Source organism: Paeniglutamicibacter sp. ORCA_105 (assembly GCF_045798545.1).
Lineage (GTDB): Bacteria > Actinomycetota > Actinomycetes > Actinomycetales > Micrococcaceae > Paeniglutamicibacter > Paeniglutamicibacter sulfureus.
Map to the genome: position 1 here is coordinate 48379 of NZ_JBIXLM010000016.1, position 22794 is coordinate 71172.

The following is a 22794-nucleotide window of genomic DNA, read 5'->3' on the forward strand; positions in this document are numbered from 1 at the left end:
CATGTTACGTTCACGTAAACAAGAGTCCCGTGTTGCAAATACCTCCACAACCTTGAGTGCTTGGTCACAAGCACCGGTTTTACGGTTCCGACTAACAGGTTTCCACCGCCGTGACAAGGGCATTTTTTGCCTCATTGTGTGGTCGTTTGTCACACCCGGGCAGGCTCCGGCTTTGGCCTCGGGGGCGCTGCGCATACTAGATTTGGGGAGTGATGAACCAGCCAGCGCCAAAGCCCGTCCGCCCCGAGATCCAGCGCCGCCCGATCTCGGTGCTACTCGTTTCCGGGCTTTTGGTCCTCGAGGGCCTCGCCGTCCTCTTCTATGCTTTCACCTACGCCATGGCGCTGGGCCAGGCCGGTGCACTGGGCATGGGAGCCCGCATCTTCATGCTCGTTTTGATCGCAGCAGCCGGCGTCTGGCAGCTGCTGGTGGCGCATCACTTCTTCCGGGCGCGGGCCTGGACGCGTGCGGCGGTCCTGATGTGGCAGGTCTTCCAGATCATCCTGGCGATTCCCTACTTCCAAACCGGAGATGCGCTCATGGCTTGGCTGTGGCTGGTTCCCGCCGCTCTGATTATCGTCCTCATCTTCGACCCGCGCACCACCGCGTTCCTGGGCGATCGCCCCTCGTCCGACGCCGAGCCCGAAGGCTGACCGGCGATACTTTCCGGGACCGGTCCCGCTCGGATGGATCACGCTGTGCGATTCACGCACTGGATCTGCCGGATCGTTCCTCGATCCATGGCGAAGGCCCGTCCCGGCACGCTCGTGGCCGCGGTTTGAAGCCGAAACCCGCTGGGGTCGGCGTCCGCACCGAATTGCGGGTCAAGCACCAAAAATGAGCGTTGGTCCCGCACCACCGATGAAAGCCCCAGTTCGAAGAGCAAGCGAGCCGAGGGCTCGGCGCTAAGGATCACCTGGACGCGGGCTGCAAGTAACACCTCGGCGGCCCGGGAGGCCTGGGCCACACGCAGGTCGGCACGGTCCACCAGCACGCGTTCGGCTAGTGGGTGCAAGTTGAGAAACTCTTCGGCATGGGCGGGCAAATCGTCGTCCGGGCCAAGGCGCACGGTGTGCCGGTGACCCGAACCGGCCAATCCGGCGAGGTGTTCCAGCAGCGTCCGCTTGCCTGACCCTTCGTGCCCAATGACCAGCCCGCAGGGGCCCGGGGACCAGATGAATGGCCGGTTGTCCGGCCCGCAGACCCCCACGGACAACGACGACGGGTTCACAGCAGCACCACGACTTCCCTGGGCCTGTCCCCAGGCGGCGGTTTCCAGGTCCGACGATGACAAGACCTCGGGCAGCGGAAGTGAACGGAGCCATGTTTCTGGCATCTGGCCCACGGGCATCGGCATGGAGGCGGCCCCGTCGAGCAGCTGGAATTCCGTCCCACGCGGTGGCCCCTCGGGGTCTAACAACACGCCACGGCCCACGTGGGAGGCAACCTTGCGCAGTTGCGGCCATCCCATGAGTACCTCGGGGCCGGCACCGCGCGGAAAATACCAGCGGGTCTCGCAGAGCGATGCGCCCCGCGAACTTGTCAGGTCCCGGTCCCCGCACACCACCAGTGCACGTCCCAGTTCGGGTGCGGTGCGTGCAAAGCCTGCCAGCATCGCCTCAAGGGCCAGGAACGTATTGCCCTCCAGCGCCTGGGCCCAGCCGCCGAGTCCGCAAACGACCAGCAGCAACGGTTGGCCGCACTCTGGGTCCCCGAGTTGCAGCAGCAGCTCGTTGATGCGCCAGGCGTCGCCGGGGCCGAGATAGCCCGACACCGCCGGATGGTCGCGCAGCGCGCCCAAGGTGCCGTTGCCGTCGAGTACGATGGACGGCATTCCAAAGGACCCCCGGTTCACGGCATGGACCAGCAATTCGGGCACCCGCTCGATGCCGGAGCCCGGCAGGCCGCAGACCATGAGCCGGGACGTGGACTGAGGGGTGAAGACCAGGGGACCCGCCTGCGGCAAGTGGGGACGATCCAGCATCCCGACCACCCCCTGGTGCCCCGATACCTGCCTGAGCACCGAGCGGGGGATCGCGGGCAGGTGCCGGGGGAGCGCTGCGGAAAACGGGTTCGGGGCAGGCTCGACGTCGCGGTGCCTCTCGCGGATGGATTCCACCTGCGCGGTCAACTCGGAACCGGGCACGGTCTGCCCGGGGGCTTCGTCCACCGCTGCATTGGATGCGGCGCCGGCTCGGGCGGCGGGCACCTCCTCGTCGAAGAGCACTTCGTCCAGGCAGGGGCCGAATCCCCGCAACCGCGCCGGGACGCTCGGACGGGCGTTGACGCGTGCCCGGAACTTCACAGGCGAGCCACCCCCGCGCCGGAAATATGCCAAGCCGGGGGCCGATGCATCCAGCCGCGCCGCCGCGGCGGAGCCGATTAAGTCATTGGATTCGGATTCGCCGATGGTGCGCAGCGCGATGACCGAGCCGATATTGGCGCGCAATGGTGCACTGATGGTCCCGGCCGGCCGTTGGGTGCTGAGCACCAGGTGGATCCCCAGCGAGCGGCCGACAGTGGCGATGTGGACAACCCGTTCCAGTGCCTCGGGCAGCTCGGTGGCGAAAACGCGAAATTCGTCGATGAGCACCACGAGCTTGGGCAACGGCGGGTCGGCGGCGGTGCGCGATCGCAGGTAGTCCCGGTGGTCGGTGGCCGCATGCTGCGCCAGGAATGCCTCGCGCCGGTGAAGTTCGTGCCCCAGCAGTTCAAGGATCCGTTCCCCGGCGGCAGCATCCAGGTCGGATACGAAGTCCTGGACGTGCGGCAGCCCGGACAGCGGGGCCAGCGTGGCACCTCCCTTGAAATCGACGAGCATGAATGCCAAGGCGTCTGGGCCGGTTCCCGTGGCCAGGCCCAGCACCAGGGAGCGAAGCAACTCGGATTTTCCCGAACCGGTGGTTCCGGCGACCATCAGGTGTGGCCCGTCGGCGTCCAGGTCCAGGTGCAGTGGCCCTTCGGCGGTGTCCCCGATGAGGGCTCCCGTGCGGTGGGTGAAGCCCGTCGGGGTCGCAGAGGTTGCTTCGTTGACCGGATCCAACCCAGCCGCATCCAGCGGCACCAGCCGCCGGATGGCACGCGCAAGGGTGTCGAACCCGATCCCCTCCAACTCCACGGGAAGGGATCTGTCCGGGAGATCGCCGTCTTGAACCGGTCCCGGTCCGGGGTTTTCCGCCGATCCGGAGCCACGAGTTGAAGCCTGTCCCGGTGATCCGGGCGCGTGACCCCCTGCTATCCCACGCGCCGGGGGCGCGGGCCACAGCCATGGATTGTGTTCCCGGCCCGAAGGCTGCAGGACCAACCGACCGGACCGGCAGTCGATGTGCGCCTCGGCACCGGCGACCGGTGCCGAACCGCCGCAGTGGAACCACACTGTCGGATCGGCATCGGTGGTTGCGGGGGGAACCGCTGGGGCGTGCTGTGTACTCCGGACTCCGGTGCACAGCACGATCCTGGGGGTGTGGGTCGAGGGCAGATTTGCATCCGCGGAGAGCACCCGGACACCGGGCAGCATCGCGAATTCGGCGGGCAGAAAACCCGCCGGGCCCAGCACCACCACCTCCAGGGTGCCCGCGGCCAACAGCGGAAGCCACCGCACCAACACGCCGCGCAGCACCGGGCCCCATCCTGATTCCAGCCCCGGGAACCACACAATCGCCCCGGCGTGCAGAAGCAGCGGGACGGGGGAATCTTGCAGTATGCCGAGGTTAGAGGGATCCGCGTTTCCGGCGTCGGTTCTCGTGGCCCGGAAGTTGGCGAACGCGTTGGTGCGCCGTCGGTTGTACGGTCCCGTTGCCGTTCGGGATTTTCCGTGTGCGAGCCGCGGGGCGGGCGGATCGGCGCCGGATCCGCTGCGCAACCATGCGGCCAGGCGGCCGTGCCCGATGACCAGCGCCGGGAAACCGGCCCCGTCCACGATGCCGGCGCCGGCAAGGCCTGCCGCCACCGCCCCCAGGGGAGGAGCCAAGTCCTCGCGCCGCTTCGCATCCGCCGCCGTTGCCTGTGCCCAGGCCCGACGGAAGCGGGCCTTGGCCCGAAGCAGCAGCAACGCGGGCAACCCTCCGGTGAGCAGCGAAATGGCGGAGAAGGCCAGGAAGAACACGCTGCGTGTCATCAGGAACAACCCCAACCCGAGACCAAGCGGCGCAAGGGCCCCGATGAGCAACATCGCCAGCCTGCTGCCTGGCTCGTCCTCGGCGAGGGGGACTGGTTCCAACGGCCATTGCACCGGACCCGGTGAAAGCCCGCGAGCCGGGAGCACCGCGAAGTCGCTCCCTCCGGCGCTGAATGAATCACCGATGAGCAGTCGCCGCTCAAGGATCGGCGTTTGGGCGAACCACACGCCGTTGGACGATGCTTCGTCACTGAGCACGATGGAAGTGTCGGTCACCCGTAGCAGCGCGTGACGGCGCGAAAGCCCCAGGTCGCCGATGCACAGGTCGACTTCGCCGCGGCCCAGTGCATAGACCCCGCGACGAAGAGGCAGGGCTCCGCCGGGATCCGGACCCCGCATCACCACCAGCACGGCGGGATCGTGTCCGTCCGAGCGAGGTTGCCGGTGGGGTTCGGGCCCCACCGGCGAGTCGGAGAGAAGGATCCTTCCCGACAGCGGCAGCCGCGGGACATCTTTGAGTTCTTTTCCCGCCAAATGCCAGATAATGCCGGGCCAGCGTGGGGCCAGGACACCGGCCAGCCGTAAGCCGCTGAGGGGTTCTGCGGCCGCAAGTTCGAGCAGCACCGGCTGGTCCAACGCGGGGGAATTGAGCCGGATGTGGAGTTTCCCTGCCACGTGCGCCGCCTTTCGCTGGTTTAGGCCCTTGCACCGTTGTCGGACTGTGCCGGAAGCCGTAGTCGGCAACATTCTCGGCGCCGGGCGGCTGGCCCCCAATCTAGGGAATCCGGAGGCTCGCAGCTACCGCGACCTTGGCCGTCTGTGGACGGGGGGACCGATCCGTAGTCATTTGTCCACAGATTTGGCAGGAGCCTTGAAGCGGGCACGGCGAGCGGGATAGGGTCGCCATATTGCGTCTAGCAACTAACTGGATACCGTCGCTCACCAGCACAAAGGGATGCCGAGCATGGCCACCGCCAGGCAGCGCCTCCCCGCGCGCTTCGGCGAACGGCGCCGCTCCCGGCAGAGTCCGGGACGGGTCACGGTAGGGAAGCACGATGGCTGACGGACTGGCGATAGTCGAGGATGAGGTACGCGAGCTCATCCGCAGGCATGGGCTTGACCCATCCACCCAGGTGGGCGAGGTCCGGCGTCTGGTTGACGAAGTGGTCCGCGACTACGACGAACGTTCTCTGCTCGGCGTGCTGCCGGCGCTGGGGGAACTGGGCATCGCCCGCCGACGGGTCATGGACGCTGTTGCCGGTCTCGGCGCCCTCCAGCCCCTGCTCGATGACCCGGACGTCGAGGAAATCTGGATCAACGGTCCGCACGAGGTTTTTGCCGCTCGCGGAGGCACCTCGGAGCTGACTTCGATCAGATTGCTCGAGGCCGAGATTCCGGCACTGGTCGAGCGCATGCTCAAGTCCTCCGGGCGCCGCCTGGATCTTTCCCAGCCCTTCGTTGACTGTCAGTTGCCAGACGGCTCACGACTCCACGTCGTCATCCCGGATATCACCAGAAGACACTGGGCCGTGAACATTCGCAAGTTCATCGCTCGGGCCAGCCGGCTTGACCACCTGGTGGAACTCGGCTCGATGTCCCGGCAAGCGGCGTACTACTTGGATATCGCCGTCGGAGCCGGGTTGAACGTGCTGGTTTCGGGGGCCACGCAGGCCGGGAAGACGACGATGCTCAACTGCCTTGCCTCCTCGATAGGCAGCCGCGAGCGCGTGGTGACGATTGAAGAGATTTTCGAACTCAAGATCAACCTGCGCGACGTGGTGGGACTGCAGACCCGGCAACAGAACCTAGAGGGCAACGGCGAAATCAACATGCGGCGGCTGGTCAAGGAAGCACTGCGCATGCGTCCTGACCGGTTGGTCATTGGCGAGGTCCGTGAGGCGGAGGCACTTGACATGCTGATCGCTCTCAACTCCGGGCTGCCAGGACTCTCAACAATCCACGCGAATTCCGCGCATGACGCGTTGACCAAGATCTGCACCTTGCCGTTGTTAGCAGGAGAGAACATCTCGCCGAACTTCGTCATGCCGAAGGTTGCTTGACGACCTGTATCAAATATCCTCGTAAACCCACCCCCAGTCATGACACAGACAGTACCGCGTGTGTGCTACGCAGCACAGCGTCATCGCCTGCTAGTCGCTGGCGATTGCGCGCCACTTGGCGGCATCAGGCTCGAACTCCGGACAGAAGTGCTTGGCCGAGACATGAAGGACGCGACTGGCCTCATCCTGCTCGATCTTTTCTTCCTGGGTCATGGTCGCCGTGACCACCAGCAGTGCCGATGACTTGCTGGCCGGCAGCTTCAGCCGTAGACGCTCGCATGCAACCTGGGCGTTGAGCTTATGCGCCTCGACGTTCCCGAGCTGAAGCCCTTGCGCTTCGCTCATGTCGTTCATGAACGCGGCGTCTGCCGGGGCCAGGTCTACGTATGGATCGGACGCCGAGCACCCAGCGAGAGCAAGGATCGCAGTGGCCATGACAAGGCTCACTAGAAGTTTCTTCAATTTTCCCCCAAAATTTTCATCCCGAATAAAAAGCGACACAATATACATAGCGTAGACGCGCTAAAGGGGGTAAGGGGGTTTGAAGTCCTTTAAAGACTTAAGCGTTCCTAACGTCCTATACAGGAACCCGTAAGGGTTCTCTTTGACGCTTATACGTGTTGAAGATGTTTAGGGCTTTAACGGGAGTTCGGAGAACTCTTCTCTTGGTCTAGGCGCTTTCGCCTTATCACGGCCACCCTAGGGAATTTCAAATGGTGGTGTCGGTGCGAGGGGCTAGACTTAATTCATCGCCAAGGAAACCACTTGGCCGCACAAATTTCATATCTGGCACGCGGATACCACGGGCAGTAAACGAGTCAAGCCGACTCGCGCCAACGTCAACGCCACCCATGCACCTACTCGGTGTGTGGGTTTTTTATTGCCGCAATTGGCAATGTGAATCCATCTCAACCCACCTGAAGGAGGGCTATCCCATGCCACGACTAAACGGCGAGCAGCACCACCAATCCAAGCTCACCGAACGCGAGGTGCTCATGATTCGCCAGCAGTACGTACCTGGCCAAACCACCATGCTCGCTATCTCCGAAGCCTTTGGAGTGAGCCGCGAAACCATTTCTCTCATCGTGAATCGCAAGACATGGCGCTGGCTGCCCGAAGACGATTAGCACTCTCCCAAGTACGCAAGCATCAACAAATCTCGTTTACCAGAAAAGGAACCACCCAGAATGATTTCCATCGAAGCCGCCCGCATCAACTTGACCGAAGCAACCGAAGCGCTCGACGCCGTACAAGCCAAGGTTAAGAGCATCGCCGCTGACCACCGCGCCGCCGTCGCCGAAGTGGAGCGCTTGACCGCGCTCATCACGGCAGGTGACCGGAAGGCCATGGATCAGATCACTGACGCCCGGGCACAAGTGGACGGCCTGCATACCTTCCTCACCGACCTGCGCAACGCACAGACCGGAGCACGGCAGCGCCACGCGCAGGCAACCGCCCAGGAGCAGCGGGCGCGCGCTGAACAACTCGACGTCAAGGGTCTGTTGACTGCCGATGAAATCGCCACCATGTGGGAAGAACTCGGGGCCAAGGTCGATGCCCTGCACTTCCCGATCCTCGACAAGCTCGACGGTCACAAGGCGGCACTCCAAGAACTCGGCGCCCTCGTCTCCGCGTCCGATGCCGTACTCGGCGGCAGCTCCCACAACGTAACCCGCGAAGGCGGGGCAATGGCGGCACCCAGCGCCCTTGTCGAAGCCGTGACGATCAACGGCCACCGCCTCCACGCGGGCTACCCAAGCCAAGACTCAGACGATGCCGTGAAGAAGTCACGCGACCGATACGAAGCCCAGCGAATCGCCGTACTCCGCGCCGCCGCCTACGCCGAGCAGGAACGCCAGCGCGCCGACCTCGCCCGCGTCGAAGCATCCACCGTGCACCGCACCTTCAACAAGCCCAGCAGCAAGCCGGTAGACGGCATCCAGACCGCCGCGCGCTAACCCCCGATCCGATCCAATCTGATCCGCTCCCCGGGGCCAGTGTCCGTTACATGGATGCTGGCCCCGAGGATCACCCCACAATCCTAGGAATCCTCTTGACCAAGCCACGCACCCCGGATGCCCAGTACGCCCACGACTTCAAGCGCTTCTCCAAGTTCGTGGTTCCCGGTGGCACGTTCGGCAACTGCTGGATATTCACCGGCAGCACCCGCGACGGATACGGACAGTTCCGCGACGGGCGCCGCATGCTCCAAGCCCACAGGTTCGCTTACAGGACCGTTGCAGGACTTGACCTATCGGCACACCTCGACCTCGACCACCGATGCTATGAAACGCTCTGCGTCCGCCCCTCCCACACACGCAAGGTCGGACGCTCGCAGCATCTCAAAGACACGTGGCATGATGCCCGAACAAAGGTGCAGGCCGAGGCGGAACGCGGCGAAGCACTGGGCTGGAACGCGGGTAACCCGAAGCCGCTCAGCATCAAGGAACTGAACTTTGGAATCGTCAATCGGTTGCCCGTCAACCTGTTTGGGGCTGACGTCGATCACTCCAACATCAGCATTGACGACTAAGACAACCCAGCATGAACCCGACAGATCACCTTGTGCTCAGCGCCCTGCACCACTTCGCAGATGCCCAAGGAACCGTCACGGAATCAACGAGAGCCATCGGGGCGCACGTAGGCAGGTCGGCACCTGCCGTCGCAACATCGCTGAAGCGACTCACTGAAATGGTTTACGTCCAGCGGTTGCCAAAGACCAGCGTTCGGTCTGTTGGGCGCTTCAAGATCATGGATGTGACCGCTTCCGAAAACCGGGGTAAAGGCTTTCTAAAAACGTGGCCCCTTTCCGGTCTGGAATCCGCATTGCCTGACATGTTCCGGTCACCCGCTTTGCGCACCGCTGGCGTGCTTCACCGCGCCGCTGCCAAGGGGCAGAAAACGACCGTCAGCGAACTGTTGGAACTCGGAGTAGTCCGCACGCCCAAGACCCTGAGGAAGACGCTAAACCAGCTCTCAGACCTGCCTAGTCCGCTGGCTTCGGAACACGCCGACCCCCTGCACAAGCAGCGTGCTGTCTGGATCATCCACCCGCTCACGGATGAAGCCGAGGCAATCAACCTGGCGTGCCTGAATTTGATTCCCGGCGCCGAGCCGAAGACCCGGGCACAGCACCAGCAGGAGAACGCGGCGGCGACGCGGAACTACATGCAGTGGTTCGGCGGGCACGATAACCCGGCACTAGCCTACGAACGCGACATTGCACCATTTGTTGTGTCAGACCCCGAGAACATCGGATGCGAAATCTGGACTGGAGAAGTCAATGAATCGGGATACTCGATGCCTTACCCCGGGCGACCGAACTTCACTGGCCACCGTTTGAGCTGGCTCGCATTCGTCGGCTACCTTGCCCCGGGGCATGCCCTCCATCATTCATGCGCGGTGCGGCGTTGCGTCTATCCCGGGCATCTTGTCCCCATGACGCCCGAACAGCACCGCGCCGTCCACGCACCGTAGATTTGAAGACCTCCACAATCCGTACACGACGGCGTTAGCTAGCCACGGGCGGTGAGGAGCGCCCGGGCATGGGGGGTGCCCCCCACCCCTTCTACGAGTCAGAGAATAAATGTCGATGGTTTTTGAGTATCTCGCTGAAAGCTGGAATGATTGGCGGTCCTCCGTGCATGGAGACTCCCACGCCGCAGCCGAACGATACGTTGTTTGTCATGGTCAAAGTCTCGAACGCGCTCGCTTTTTCCCGTAGACGGATTTTCCACCGAGGAATATGTATATTGACGGCGGCAGTAACCAGAGGAAAATGTAGGTGTTTGGCAAGTGCAACCATTGGCGTGTGCATTGCGAAGAAATCGACCGGACTCTTCCACTCACGGAATTTTACGTTCAGCGTAGTTCCATCGGCATACTGAAGCCCAAGCTCATGGCCGCTCGGCGGCGATATAACATCGACCGGTTGGCCCTCAACACGCCAGTCATTATCGTCGAGTAGGTGACTCCATCCACCTTCCCCCGTGGGGAGCCTGACATTGAGCAAAGCGTGACCATCATCGTCACGGTTATACCAAATGACTGCAGTCTCATTCAGTTCTAGTATCACTGGGCAATCGAGATAGTAATTCCCACCCGCTATAGCGAGAACCTGTCCGCGCATCCATTCGAAGCGTCCGGCAACTCGACGGTTTGGGTCAACGGCTTTGAGCTTGAGATGACGAACTTGTTCTATTGTCCAAGCGTCAGCCTTTGCGTGGTGAACGCTACAAAGAGCAATCATCCCCTCAGGTCTATGGTGATTCTCGATGTGCCAAGGAGGGTCGAAGTGATGGTACTCCAGATAGGGCACACTACAACCGGGCACCGGGCAACCGAAGCCAACCTCGGAACGCAGTTCTTTGCGCACGTGCGTGGGCGGTTTTCTGCCTATCGTATTAATTTTCGCCAATTTGCCCCTTGAATGAGTGGAACCAATAGCATTAGCTACATGCGCGATAAGATCTGGGCCTTCTGAGCCTGGAACTCCTCATCCGTAAGGATTCCTTTGGCATGCAACTCGCCCAAGCGCTCAAGTTGTGCCATTGGATCTTGCGGTGACGGTCTGCTGTCAGCGGCGGGTTGTTCCTTAAGCTGCCGGAATGCACGCGCGATTGAGTCCGCTTGACCGTGTCCCATGCCCGAGATTAGGGCGGTAGTTCCAGAATGGGTGATGGAGAGAGTCTCGCCTCCCATCTTCTTGCCGATCGACATTGCCCCAATTGAATTAAGGGAAAATTCGGTAAGGCTTTCAGATCCGAGCATGCTCTTTTCCAAGAAAATTAGCCTCTTGTTCGTGATGGCAACGGCGCCCATCTTCTTGGAGAATAGACCGACCCCCATCGCAAGGACGAGCTCGCCTCTATCGAGAAGGTTGGCCAGATGCCGAATTTCCTTACGTCCAAACATCTTGTTGGACAGCTTATCGACAGCATCGGGAATGCCGTGGTCGAAGAGCGTGCCGTCGGGCAGTTGATCGGCAATAGTTACGAGATGCTCGTAGTGCTTATCGCCAAGGCCTTCTACAGTCCAAAGGATTTCAGTGCCTTCAGCAATGGCGGTTATCTTGCCGTTGATTTTGGCCGCCCACCGATTCTTGACGATGGCGCGAGGTACGTCGATGACTATCGATTGCTGATTAATATCGGTCAGTGCAAAGTCGGTCTTGCTCACGGCGTCCTTCACGCGGCTCAGAGCTTCGGAGACACCGCAGAGCAGTGTCCAGCTTACGGACCGTGAGATTGTCGCCATGATCTTCCTCCTTGAGGATCGCCTCGCTTCTTGTGCTTCTGTCAGCACCATACCCCGTTAATCAGCTTTTCATTAGGAACCCAAGACGACCGGCGCACTTTCCTGAAGTTAATACCCGAGATCTTTTCGAAAACCATTTGGATGGTCTTCATAAATTATTGTCCTCGATGACTCCACATCTAAGTTCTCCGGGAATTTAGTGTCGGTGTCCCAACATGCCGCACATTCAATTTGTTCGCTAGTTAGGCCAACAGTTCCGGAAAGGTCCGCACGGCTCAAATCCGCGTTCAAGAAGGTGGCTCCCGTTAGATCCGCTTGACCAAACTCGGCACCTTCTAGCTGGGCGTAATTGAAGTTCACCGCCCTGAGGTCGCCATCCAAACTGACGCTATTCAAAAGGCTCCCGCGTAAACTTGCGCCCGATAGATTGGCACTCTCCAAATCGATATGTCTCAAGTCGGCGACTTCGATTTGTGCGTTTCTAAGGTTTGTATGGCCAAGATCGGCGTGATGCATGAAAGCGCCGTTCAGGAACGCGCCCTCCAGATTGAGCTCGTGCATCGTCTCGAATCCTCGGCCGCCGCTATCTGGAAGAACCAGGTCAGTGATGAGGGAAAGAGCTTCTATAGCCGCCAAAGTCGTTGCGGGGGCACTGACTGCGGAGATCTCCCACCGCTTCGTTAGCAAGCTCGCACGACCCTCCCAAAAGACTTCAACAGACTTGAAACGGTGTGCCTCAGCATCGACTTCTTGCCCGACAATATAGGAAGCGAGCAATTTCGCAATTGCTTCACGATCGAGAGGTGATTCGCGAGCAATTCGGAGTAGAGAAAATATGGCGCCAATCTGTTCGACTTCTGATTTGCGACCAAGTTGCTCCAACGCGGACGAATATCGGTTCGTTGTATTGGTATCGCGTTCAAGCTCGTGGTTCTTCAGAGACAAGCGATAGTCACTGCGAACTACTTCGTCACGACGGAAGGTCAACAGCAAGGTAAAAACGGCCAATATCCCGCCAAGGAGCCAGAGAACCGACTGCCGCTCACGCGCAACCAGCGAGCGGTATGCGTCAACGGTCATTCCATGAGGAGCTGGGGACGAGCAGGACCAATTAACGGGGGAGGGAAATTGTTTGGAAACCAAGCATTCGGGTAGTGCGCCGAAGCTCCACCCGGCTAAGGTCAGGAATCCGATGCCTAGTACTAAGGCGAATCGTTTGCCAGCAGGGGTCATAGTTTTTACTGAATCTGCCACGTGTCGCGATTTTCGACGTTCTTCCAGAAGGTGGCGCCTGCCGTAACCATTGGTGCGAATCATGGACAGCACCCATCTCATACGACGCATGCCACCGTCAGATGTTCGAATCAAAGCAATGAGACTGAGGATGGTCACTACGCATAACGGTGCTAATTTGACCGCTGGAAATTCCCACTTGAGTGGATCAACGCGGATTACCCAATAAAAGCCCAACAGGGTGGTGCACATCAAACTGATCAGAATGAGTGCCAAATGGCGTTGGTGCGAGTGTGAACGCCCTGTCCACCAAGCGTAAGTTTTCATTGCGGACAAGAACAGTACTAGCAAGAGGGCAAGTATGAGCAAGTGTTTGGTGAACATACCAGGACGAAAAATATGCGTCGTTGCTAGCGCGGCAATGACAAGGAATGGCGGCACCCAAAGCATCGGGTGTCGAAGGAGCCTGCGCTGAACAAGAGCGCGGATGCTCGAATACGTAGAGGATTGCAATCTGGAACCAATTCATTCGTGAAGGTTATGGAAGGCGAAGCAGGAAGTTACTGAAGCGGACTCTCAAGTTCCCGAAGCTAAGGTTTCAAGCGTCAATGTTCGCCGCGAATACTTTGTGCGGATCGTAGACCTAATTTGAATGCAACGTTGATGCTTCATCTAGCTCCGTTTTTGAAGATCCAAATGCAGCTCTCATAAGTTCTACCTGGTAGGCATGCCCTTCGGCTTCGGTATTTTCCCTCCAGTGTCCTTGATGGTTGCTCCACGTTATGTAACTACCTGTCATTATTCCTACATGGACTTTGGTGTGTCCGAGAGTCAACCATTTTTCCTGAGTATCTAGTTTTCCTTCAACGCGGAAGTTGATGGGTGCCCCGGGAGCGAGACGAGGAAGATCGGAAGATTGAAAAGCTATGAATCGTGAGTCAACGCCGCGCCCTTCAACGACATACGCGTGAACCATGTCCTTAGTGTCATCGGCGCCTGACCTAGGGTTTAGCGACCTACTAAAAGTTTGAGCTTCTAAGGTCAGTGGGACTAAGTTCCCATCCACGGCCACCAACCGCAGGAGTCGAACGATACGAGGTTTAGCGCCCGTGTTCCGGATCAAGATCGGGAGTCGAAGGGTGATTCCCCGTTGGCCGACGTAACCCCCGAAGGTATCCACGGGCAACATGAGCATCTTTCCCTTACGTGCATGAATCCACCAGAAGGAACCCACGGTAAAAAGGAGAGCGCAAACCGATATTGATAAAGTCGCGTAATCACTGATTGCAGTAGCTACCTTTTCGTGAGCAGTCATCATGCTGTCAATCTAGCAATGTTTCAGTGAGCCACTTCAACAATTGCCTACACGAATAGATTTGCTTGGCCGGCCGACCTAACGTGCTGTCTGTTCGATCAACAGAATGGCGAAGGGCACGACGACGGCTGCCCCTGCCAACAGAACAGCTGCCCATGACATGCGCTTATTGAACCTCTGCTGAATGTCTTCGCGCGCCGCAGAGCGACGCCGCTCGCTCGCCAAGTCTTCACTTAGCGTGCGCATGGCGGCAAGTAGTGCCGTTTGCTGAGAAGCGTGAAGAGCAGTCTCAGCGGCGTATCCTGCGCTCGTTTCAGCCAGTAGGCGCGCTTCTTCATCCAAGCGTCTTTGCTTTGTCCTCTCCCGTCTCTCGTCACGCTGCGCTCGCGCGGAAGCCATTTTTTCTTGCTTAGCTATTCGCTCGATATTGGTTCGATGGCGTTGTTCTTGACGTTCGCTCATTGACTGATTCTAGGAGGATGGGGACGGTCGTGAGGACGTGGACGACTCACATGGGGTATGTCTTGCAACTGAAAAGATGAAAGACACCTCAGCGAGACACCATCGAACCCGCATGATTCCGGCACTCATAGTGTCTCGTTTGCTTGTCTTGCAACTAGCTGTTACGTTTTTAGATATCAACCTGAGTTGCGAGACACTTTCTGAGGAACCCCGCAATCATCCATTGGGCCAGCGAGAACGGACTCTAAGACCATGACAAAGCTAATCGGATACGCCCGTGTCTCCACCAAATCGCAGGACACGGACCGCCAGGAAACCGACCTACTCAGCGCGGGCGTACGCAGGGATGACCTCTACATTGACCACGGCGTAAGCGGGGCACGTGACAAGCGCCCGATGCTCGACGCCGCACGCGAGGCACTCCACCCCGGGGACACGCTAGTAGTTGCCACGCTAGACCGCCTTGGACGCTCCACCCAGCACATGCTGGCACTCGCTGAAGAGCTGAAGGCCAACGGCGTAAACCTGCGCATCCTCAACCTTGGCGGCGGCGACGTAGACACCAGTAGCCCAATGGGAGCAATGATGTTTACCGTCATGGTCGCCCTCGCCCAAATGGAACTCGATATCAAGACTGAGCGCATCCAAGATAGCGTTGCCAAGCGTAAGGCCAAAGGCGGCGACCTTGGCGGGCGACGGGAAACCATCGGTGATGCAACCATCCGAAACGCTATGACGCTTATCGACACTGGCAAGCCAGCTGCCAAAGTCGCACGAGAAATGGGGATCAGCCGCGCCACCCTCTACCGGCGCATGAACGCCCTCAGCGCATAACCCCGGCCAAGCCCAGAACCCCCAAATCAATGAAGGTTTGGGGGTTCTTCTGCGTCCTGCACACAACGTGCTCTGGCCGCGCGTAACGGTCTGATGAGCGTGCGCTCAAGAACTGGACACTGAGCCCGGGCAAGGCGCTTAGGCGAGCGTATACACCCGACGCGAACCGTTCACCTGCACACGGTGCCCCGGCATCAACACCACACTATGCCCGCCAACATGTAGTTCAACCTCCGGCGTCTCATCGTAGTAAGTGACTGCCGACAGCGCCCCCACAATCCGTGCCCCGTTAGCCGCTGGCACATCCAAAACTTGGCCGATCAATCCAATCAGCCCATCAAGGTTCACCGTCACAATTTCCAGCTCTCAAACACAGGTCAGCGCCATGCTCTCGCCGACAACGAAACGAACGAGCACCACCCTATGCCGAACGCATTGGACCGCGAATCATTGTCTCGCCCCGGGTTGACATGGCCAGGCAAACGGCTTGGCATGTCATGCGAGGGCTAGACTAACCAACGCCATTGTTACGGCGATGCCTCTAGTCGGATGTCTCAGCGGCGCGCACCATCGCCGCCGACACGTGCGCCGATGCTCGCCCACGATCAAAGCCGCCGCCCTCCCGATTGAGCCGCCACCGATTCAAAATGTCTAGGCCAAGAGCGGGGGACTCGGCAAACGGCATACGCTCCAACGTTGCCAACTGCTGAGCATCAAACATTGACCCTAGATCGCCAGGCGAACGCGGCACAAAGCTAACCGTCTCAGGGTTGAAGTAGCGGCCACCGCGCCCCGGCAACAGCACCACATGAAAGTTTGCCTTGATGAAATTGCGGCGGTCATCAATCGACAGCTTCAACCACTCCCTAAAACGGTCATCGGCAACCTGTCTCGTCTCCGCTGAGTCGGTCATCATTCCCGCACGCACAACATGCGTTCCCAGTGCGCTCAGAGCCGTCTCCAACTCGATGCGCTTAGCCTTGATCGACTCATTGAACGCCGTCAACTGTTGGAACGTCATCACGCCACTGGCCAAAGCCTGCCCCGCTTCAGCTTCACGAGTGGCAAGGTTCGCCAACTCAGCTTTCAGCTCGACAACACGCGCCCGAAGCTCTGGGGAATCAGATTCCCCACTGGCCCCATTCATGAATAGCCGCCACACCCAGACTTCGGCCATTTCATCCACGCGCGCCATGCGCTTAGACACGTGCGGAACGCCGCCCTTGCCAATGTCCCGGCATTTGTAGATCAGTGCCTTAGGCGTCTCCGGATTCTTTCCGTCCTTCACTTTCCCCGCCTGCATGGCAGCACCACACGGACACTGAGCAATGCCGGACAATAAATGCCGGGTCACAGAGTTCTTACTCGTGCGCCGGTTCGGATTGGTGAGCACGGCACACACCGCGCGCCATACTTCCTCAGAAACGATCGGCGGCACCACATCGCGGCTCATGATCTGATCCTTGTAAACGAACAGGCCAGCGTTACGCGGACGCATCAGCGCGCGTTTCAACGTCTCAGGAATCCACGGCTTACCAAAAGTTGACAACACCACGCCGCCCGGGCGCTCAGGGTTGCTCCACTCATTAGTGATCGAACGCAGGGAACGCCCCTCCAAAACATCATGCGACGCCTGCGCTATCAGCGCGGCTTCATCCTCGTTCAAAGCCCAATCAGAGCCTTTAGGATTCCATCCGAATGGGCGCGGCCCACCCATGTAACGCGACTTAGCGGCCAGCTCCACACGCTTACGCGTCATGCGATCGGCCATTTGTTCGGTTTCCTTTTGGGCGACGGTGCCCATGATGCGCGCAACCATACGCCCCGAAGGCGTGGCCAAATCAAACTGACCCGAGGTGACAGAATGAACGGTCACGGAATTAACTTCCAAAGCTTCGATGAACCGTTCAAGCTCGTTCATCCGACGCGTGAGACGGTCATTGTGCCAGCACAAAATCACGTCCACTTCAGCCAGCCGTGACAACATGGCTTCATAGCCCGGGCGCGCCTTCCCACTCGAAGCGCTCAGGTCGTTGTCAACGAAGACGTGAGCCACCTCAACCCCCAGATCGCCGGCCAACGCGCGGCAATCTTCCTCTTGACGCGCCACGCCCAAACCCGCGCCGGTGCGGTCTTGACTAATACGGCAGTAGATGAAAGCTTTCTTGTACATAGGGTCAGTCTAGGTAACATCGCCCTCAAGCAATACTCGGCATCCCGACGGTGGCGGCCTGCATCGACCTGGTGGTGCATTGCCGGCGCGACTCGGCGGGAAAACGCTTCGTGGGGGAGATCATGGCGCTGGGCCGGCGCGTGGAAAATGGTGCGATCGAAACAACGACGCTGTTCGAGCACATTGATGGGGTGCTGGAACTGCAACCCGCAGCGGACCTGGCACACCCGAAATTGCTTGACGCCGGCATCGACGTCGCGGAACTGGGGAGGCTGGTGGCGTGAGCGTGTTCCTGGGACTCACCCTCGGCTTCGGGTTGCTGCTGGTTTATCGCTCTTTCACCTCTGTGGCGGGAACGGGATCGCGGGCCGGCAATGGACATATCGAAACCCTGCTGCTGCATGCCGGGCTGGACAAGGTGACCCGGGGCGGGTTCATCACCGCTTCGATCACCGCCGGGGTCATCGTCGGACTGGTGGTTCTCATCCTGACCGGAGCGCCGCTGATCGCCCTGACCTTTGCCGGGTTCGGCGCGGGCGCCCCGTGGGTGCTCGTGGCGCACCAGGCCACCAAGCGCGCCGCGAATCTCCGGGAACAGTGGCCTGACGTTGTCGACCACCTGCGATCGGCAATCAGAGCCGGGATGTCGCTGCCTGAGGCGCTCACCCAGCTGGGGCAACAGGGGCCCGAGGCGCTGCGTCCGGCATTCACAGAATTCGGCCTGGACTACCGGGCGACGGCACGCTTCAACGATTCGCTCGAACGCCTCGCTGCACGCTTGGCCGATCCGGTCGCCGACAAGATCGTAGAGGCCCTTCGCATCACCCGCGAAGTCGGAGGCACGGACCTGGGAGAGATGCTCGGCACCCTCAGCTCCTTCCTGCGCGATGCTGCCCGGACTCGCGGAGAGCTCGAGGCCCGGCAGTCCTGGACGGTGTCGGCTGCCCGGCTTGCCATCGCCGCCCCGTGGGTCATCCTGTTGCTGTTGGCCGGGCAGCCGGCGGCGGTCTACGCGTACTCCACGGTCACCGGGATGCTGGTGCTCGTCGGCGGCCTGGCAGTGTCCTTCCTTTGCTACCGGGCGATGATGCGCATCGGACGCCTGCCCGAGGAAGAACGGGTGTTTCGATGAGCACCACAACGATCCTGGCATTGGTGTTGGGTCTGTGTCTGGGCAGCGGACTATGGCTCGTGCTGGTCCGGATCCCGGCGATGCGCCCCGTGACTTTCTCCCAGCGTCTGGCTCCCCACCTTCGCGCCGGCAGGAGCGGTTCACGAATCCTCGTCGAACCGCTCGCCGCGCAAACCCCCTTTGGGCCGCTCGGGCGCATCGTGGGTCCGGTCCTGGCCGATGTGGCACGGATGTCGCAGCGGCTGAATCCGAGCAACGAGGCCCTGGCACGGCGACTGGCGCGTGCAGGGCTGCGGATCGGCGTGCTGGATTTTCGCGCCCAACAGCTTCTGTGGTCCGCCGGGTTGACGTTGCTCGGGGCCGCCCTGATCGGCCTGAACATTGTGGCCGGTCGCTTCAACCCGATGCTGGCACTGGTGGTCCTCGTCTTTTGTGCGGTGGGTGGCTACCTTCTGCGCGACTGGTACCTCGGGGAGCAGACCACACGCCGCAGCAAGCGAATCCTGAACCAATTCCCCACGATCGCCGAGCTCATGGCGCTGGCCGTCGCCGCGGGGGAAAGTACCGTGGGCTCGATTGAACGGGTGGCGCGCACATCCAGAGGTGCACTCAGCGAGGAATTTTCCCTCACCCTTGCCCATGTCCGCGCCGGCGCGACACTGGCAGGTGCCCTGTCTGACATGTCCGACCGCATTCAGCTCACGGCAATGACGCGTTTCGTCGACGCGATCATCGTGGCAAGTGAGCGCGGGACACCCATCGCCGCGGTCATGCGGGCGCAGGCCCAAGACGTGCGTGACGCTGCCAAGCGGGAGCTGATGGAGACCGCGGGCAAAAAGGAAATCGGCATGATGGTACCGATAGTTTTCGGCATACTGCCCCTGACCATCGTTTTCGCGGTGTATCCGGGACTTTCGCTGATCGACATGAACTACTAAGGAAAGGTGCAGAAGCAGGGCAAGCAGCGGAACCCGGACGGGATCCCAAGGTGTCCGACTGTCGCGGGAACTCGGCAGGTACGGAGCGGCACCAAATTCATGGCTAGCAGCACCAAGCACTCGCGCCGGCGGACGGCGCGGGAACAAACCGGCAAGGAGAAATGACATGAGGATCGCACGGCAGTTTGGATTGTTGATGTTCGGCATGGGCATGTGGGCAGGTACCCGTGCCTTGGAGATGGCCGATCGCGTAAAGCGCAATGAACGTGGCGACGTGCCCGGATGGGTGATGATCACCTTGATGAGCGCGTTGTTGGTTGCAGCGCTGCTGGCTATCGCCGGTCCCCGGCTGGAAGAGCTGTTCAACCAGGCGATCAACCGGGTTTCGGGCCTGGGCTAGAGGGACGGGCATGCCAGGGTTCGCCGTGCCCTCGATGAAGGAAATACGGGGCAACCAGCGCGGATCGGCCGTTGCCGAATTTGTGATGGTCTCCGCGCTGCTCATCGCCGTGTTTCTGGCCATCCTGCAGCTCACTCTTGCGCTTCACGTCAGGAATACCTTGATGGATGCCGCAGCGGCCGGGGCCCGATATGGCACGTTGGCAGACCGCGGTCCCGGTGACGGTGTGGGTCGCACGCAGGACATCATCCGCGGAGCACTGAGCGATCGCTTTGCTTCCAATGTGCAAGCCAATGCCATCAGCATCGGGGGAACTCCCGGCGTGCGGATCACCGTCCGGGCGGGAATTCCACTCGTCGGCATGATCCCGTTCGCAGGTGAGTTCGTGGTGCACGGAGAGTCGGTGCGATATGGCTAGCCCGCCGCAGGACCGTCGCGAGGCACCCGGGCCTCAGAGTGGTTCCTCCATCATCGAATTCATCTTCCTGGTCGTATTGCTTCTGGTGCCGCTGGTGTACCTCGTGGTGGGCGCCGCACAGGTCCAAGCGGCAAGCTACGCTGCGGTCGGCGCGGCTGACCACGCCGCGAAGGTCTTCGTCACGGCGCAAAGTGAGGGCCAGGGACGTGCCCGGGCGGCGGATGCCGTTCAACGGGCAGCCGCCAACATGGAGATCGGGCCTGGACGCACCAATTTCAATTACAGCTGCCAGGGGACATGTCTCTCACCCGGAAGCACCGTGACAATCAATGTGTCGGTCGAGACCGTCCTGCCGATGCTTCCCGAAGGCTGGAACTGGCGCACGGGCAACGTGGGATCCAAAGCCACCCAGCGGGTCGATCGATATGGGTAGCCGCGGCGGGGCCGCTGGACGCGTCATTGACACCGCAACAATGCCCGCCACCCGGTCAACTTCCCCGTCCAGAGCGGAAAGCGGGCAGTCGATGATTTTGATCATCGGCATGGTCGCCATCTCGCTGCTGGCCATTAGCGTGGTGCTTGCGGCCACGGCTGTAAACGTGCAGGCACACAAGCTCCTGTCGGTGGCAGACGGGGCTGTCGCCGCGGCTGCCGACAACTTTGAGCTCTCGGCAGGCGGCGGAGAGATCGCCTCGCTTCGGTTGCAGCCGTCCGAGGTCCGAAATGCAGCGGAAAAATACCTTGCGGACATTGACGCCCGGGCAGGTTTTTCGAACCTGCGAATCGTCAGCGCCGGCGTGGAACCCGACGGAGTTACGGCGCACGTGCGCCTGGGCGCAGTGGTGCATCCCCCGATTATCGGCTGGGTGGTCCCGCGCGGGGTGTCTATCCATGTCGAATCCCACGCCCGCACGCTGCTCTCACGTTGAAAACCGGAATGCACCTGGCCAAGGCTGCCAGTGGGAACGGGTGGATCCGCCCTCGCCGTTGACTGGACCACGGCGTCCATCCCGGATCACTGGTGGGGATCCATCTGTCTTAACCAAGCCCCGAAGCAAATTGTGGCGCCTTATATGTCGTAGGCTGGAAACTACCATGGCTTCAACTGACTTTTCTGCCGAAATCAAATCACTGCGTTCCACCTACGCCTCCATCGAAGAGGTCTCCGATGTGCCGCGCATCCGCGCCGACATCGCGATGCTCTCCGAGGAAGCGGGTGTTCCCGATCTCTGGGACAACCCGGCCGCGGCGCAGGTGGTCACGTCCAAGCTCTCGCACCGCCAGTCTGAGCTTGAGCGTCTGACGAGCATCCGCACCCGCATCGACGACTTGGAAGTGCTGGTGGAACTCGCCGAGATGGAGGCTGACGCCGATACCTTGCAGGAAGCGGAAACCGAGCTAAAGTCGGTGCGCAAGGCATTGGAGAACCTGGAAGTAGTGACGCTGCTCTCCGGTGAATTCGACGCACGCGAGGCGGTTGTGACAATTCGTGCCGGTGCCGGAGGCGTGGATGCCGCCGATTTCGCAGAAATGCTGATGCGGATGTACATGCGCTGGGCCGAAAAGCACGGCTACTCTACGCGGGTCATGGACACTTCCTACGCCGAAGAGGCTGGCTTGAAATCCGCCACCTTCGAAATCAACGCGCCCTACGCGTTTGGCACGCTCTCGGTTGAGGCCGGAACCCATCGCCTGGTGCGCATCTCGCCCTTCGACAACCAGGGCCGACGCCAGACGTCATTTGCCGCTGTTGAGGTCATACCCCTGATTGAGCAAAACGATTCCATCGAGATCCCGGAAAACGAGATCCGCGTCGACGTATATCGTTCCTCGGGTCCGGGTGGACAGTCAGTGAACACCACCGACTCGGCCGTGCGCATGACGCACATCCCCACTGGCATTGTGGTGTCTATGCAGAACGAAAAGTCGCAGATCCAAAACCGTGCGGCGGCCCTGCGCGTGCTGCAGTCGCGATTGCTGCTGGTGAAAAAGGCCGAGCAGGACGCACAAAAGAAGCAGATGGCCGGCGACGTCAAAGCCTCGTGGGGCGACCAGATGCGTTCCTACGTGCTCAACCCCTACCAAATGGTCAAGGACCTGCGCACCGAACACGAGGTCGGAAACACTTCCGCCGTGTTCGACGGCGAGCTTGATGACTTCATCGACGCCGGGATCCGTTGGCGGGCGGCACAGCGCCGTCCACAGTCCTAGGCATTCACTCCGGCCGAACACCGGCCCGGCGCCGAGCCGCACAGCGGACGAAGACAAGGGAGGTTCCTCGGGCACGTTCATCGCGTGCCTGAGGGGCCTCCTTGTTCGTTTGGAATACCTCCTGCAACGGCGCAAGGCACATCGGTCCAAGAACACGTTGCTGGAACGATTGCGTCCGGATGGGTGAATTTCGCCAGTGGACGTCCTACGATGTGGCTACAGGGTAGTCGCAAGCCGGGGACCAA

21 protein-coding genes and 1 pseudogene are annotated in these 22794 nt (G+C 60.7%); 15 read left to right on the forward strand and 7 right to left on the reverse strand.

The window, feature by feature from the left end:
• Positions 1-209: 209 nt before the first annotated feature.
• Positions 210-653 carry a hypothetical protein gene (locus ACIPUB_RS09890; RefSeq protein WP_407607219.1) on the forward strand — a complete coding sequence of 148 codons (444 nt, stop codon included), beginning with the start codon at positions 210-212 and terminating at the stop codon, positions 651-653.
• Positions 654-691: 38 nt separating this feature from the next.
• On the opposite strand, the gene ACIPUB_RS09895 is transcribed toward ACIPUB_RS09890, so the two are convergent.
• Positions 692-4792: an FtsK/SpoIIIE domain-containing protein gene (locus tag ACIPUB_RS09895; protein WP_407607220.1), complete on the reverse strand. Its 4101-nt coding sequence runs from the start codon at positions 4790-4792 to the stop codon at positions 692-694.
• Positions 4793-5172: 380 nt separating this feature from the next.
• On the opposite strand from ACIPUB_RS09895, the pseudogene ACIPUB_RS09900 reads away from it, so the two are divergent.
• A pseudogene (locus ACIPUB_RS09900) lies at positions 5173-6174 on the forward strand (CpaF family protein); the annotation flags it as partial.
• 93 nt (positions 6175-6267) lie between these two features.
• Here the strand turns inward: ACIPUB_RS09900 and ACIPUB_RS09905 are convergent.
• A complete protein-coding gene (locus tag ACIPUB_RS09905) occupies positions 6268-6624 on the reverse strand; it encodes a hypothetical protein (RefSeq protein ID WP_407607221.1) in 357 nt (118 codons plus the stop codon).
• Between the two features lie 488 nt (positions 6625-7112).
• Between ACIPUB_RS09905 and ACIPUB_RS09910 the strand changes: the two genes are divergently transcribed.
• The 4 genes from ACIPUB_RS09910 (at position 7113) to ACIPUB_RS09925 (ending at position 9654) form a co-directional block, all read left to right on the forward strand.
• Positions 7113-7304 (forward strand): hypothetical protein, encoded by a 192-nt coding sequence (locus tag ACIPUB_RS09910; RefSeq protein ID WP_407607222.1) that lies wholly within the window; start codon positions 7113-7115, stop codon positions 7302-7304.
• Between the two features lie 60 nt (positions 7305-7364).
• Complete coding sequence (locus ACIPUB_RS09915; RefSeq protein WP_407607223.1) at positions 7365-8135, forward strand: hypothetical protein; 771 nt, start codon at positions 7365-7367, stop codon at positions 8133-8135.
• Positions 8136-8230: 95 nt separating this feature from the next.
• Complete coding sequence (locus ACIPUB_RS09920) at positions 8231-8710, forward strand: hypothetical protein (RefSeq protein WP_407607224.1); 480 nt, start codon at positions 8231-8233, stop codon at positions 8708-8710.
• 11 nt (positions 8711-8721) lie between these two features.
• Entirely contained in the window at positions 8722-9654 is a 933-nt protein-coding gene (locus ACIPUB_RS09925; protein WP_407607225.1) for an HNH endonuclease, read from the forward strand.
• 91 nt (positions 9655-9745) lie between these two features.
• Here the strand turns inward: ACIPUB_RS09925 and ACIPUB_RS09930 are convergent, their stop codons facing one another.
• The 4 genes from ACIPUB_RS09930 to ACIPUB_RS09945 form a co-directional block, all read right to left on the reverse strand.
• Complete coding sequence (locus tag ACIPUB_RS09930; protein WP_407607226.1) at positions 9746-10552, reverse strand: hypothetical protein; 807 nt, start codon at positions 10550-10552, stop codon at positions 9746-9748.
• A gap of 77 nt (positions 10553-10629) precedes the next feature.
• Complete coding sequence (locus ACIPUB_RS09935; RefSeq protein WP_407607227.1) at positions 10630-11355, reverse strand: PH domain-containing protein; 726 nt, start codon at positions 11353-11355, stop codon at positions 10630-10632.
• 186 nt (positions 11356-11541) lie between these two features.
• On the reverse strand, positions 11542-12942 hold the full coding sequence (locus tag ACIPUB_RS09940) for a pentapeptide repeat-containing protein (protein ID WP_407607228.1): 1401 nt from the start codon (positions 12940-12942) through the stop codon (positions 11542-11544).
• A 1117-nt stretch (positions 12943-14059) separates the two neighbouring features.
• Complete coding sequence (locus ACIPUB_RS09945; RefSeq protein WP_407607229.1) at positions 14060-14443, reverse strand: hypothetical protein; 384 nt, start codon at positions 14441-14443, stop codon at positions 14060-14062.
• A 252-nt stretch (positions 14444-14695) separates the two neighbouring features.
• Between ACIPUB_RS09945 and ACIPUB_RS09950 the strand changes: the two genes are divergently transcribed.
• Positions 14696-15277: a recombinase family protein gene (locus ACIPUB_RS09950; RefSeq protein WP_407607230.1), complete on the forward strand. Its 582-nt coding sequence runs from the start codon at positions 14696-14698 to the stop codon at positions 15275-15277.
• A 541-nt stretch (positions 15278-15818) separates the two neighbouring features.
• Here the strand turns inward: ACIPUB_RS09950 and ACIPUB_RS09955 are convergent.
• On the reverse strand, positions 15819-17450 hold the full coding sequence (locus ACIPUB_RS09955; protein ID WP_407607231.1) for a recombinase family protein: 1632 nt from the start codon (positions 17448-17450) through the stop codon (positions 15819-15821).
• A 50-nt stretch (positions 17451-17500) separates the two neighbouring features.
• On the opposite strand from ACIPUB_RS09955, the gene ACIPUB_RS09960 reads away from it, so the two are divergent.
• The 8 genes from ACIPUB_RS09960 (at position 17501) to prfB (ending at position 22549) form a co-directional block, all read left to right on the forward strand.
• On the forward strand, positions 17501-17734 hold the full coding sequence (locus ACIPUB_RS09960) for a hypothetical protein (protein ID WP_407607232.1): 234 nt from the start codon (positions 17501-17503) through the stop codon (positions 17732-17734).
• Positions 17731-18582 carry a type II secretion system F family protein gene (locus tag ACIPUB_RS09965; RefSeq protein ID WP_407607233.1) on the forward strand — a complete coding sequence of 284 codons (852 nt, stop codon included), beginning with the start codon at positions 17731-17733 and terminating at the stop codon, positions 18580-18582. Before ACIPUB_RS09960 ends, ACIPUB_RS09965 begins: the two co-directional genes overlap by 4 nt.
• Positions 18579-19520 carry a type II secretion system F family protein gene (locus tag ACIPUB_RS09970; protein ID WP_264270745.1) on the forward strand — a complete coding sequence of 314 codons (942 nt, stop codon included), beginning with the start codon at positions 18579-18581 and terminating at the stop codon, positions 19518-19520. The genes ACIPUB_RS09965 and ACIPUB_RS09970 overlap by 4 nt, the downstream gene beginning before the upstream one ends.
• A 205-nt stretch (positions 19521-19725) precedes the next feature.
• Positions 19726-19920 carry a hypothetical protein gene (locus ACIPUB_RS09975; protein ID WP_407607252.1) on the forward strand — a complete coding sequence of 65 codons (195 nt, stop codon included), beginning with the start codon at positions 19726-19728 and terminating at the stop codon, positions 19918-19920.
• A gap of 10 nt (positions 19921-19930) precedes the next feature.
• On the forward strand, positions 19931-20338 hold the full coding sequence (locus ACIPUB_RS09980; protein ID WP_407607234.1) for a TadE family protein: 408 nt from the start codon (positions 19931-19933) through the stop codon (positions 20336-20338).
• Positions 20331-20771, forward strand: a complete 441-nt coding sequence (locus tag ACIPUB_RS09985; RefSeq protein WP_407607235.1) for a hypothetical protein — start codon at positions 20331-20333, stop codon at positions 20769-20771. Before ACIPUB_RS09980 ends, ACIPUB_RS09985 begins: the two co-directional genes overlap by 8 nt.
• Positions 20772-20862: 91 nt before the next feature.
• Entirely contained in the window at positions 20863-21267 is a 405-nt protein-coding gene (locus ACIPUB_RS09990) for a hypothetical protein (RefSeq protein ID WP_264270742.1), read from the forward strand.
• Between the two features lie 166 nt (positions 21268-21433).
• Positions 21434-22549: a peptide chain release factor 2 gene (gene prfB, locus ACIPUB_RS09995; protein ID WP_264270741.1), complete on the forward strand. Its 1116-nt coding sequence runs from the start codon at positions 21434-21436 to the stop codon at positions 22547-22549.
• Positions 22550-22794: the final 245 nt, after the last annotated feature.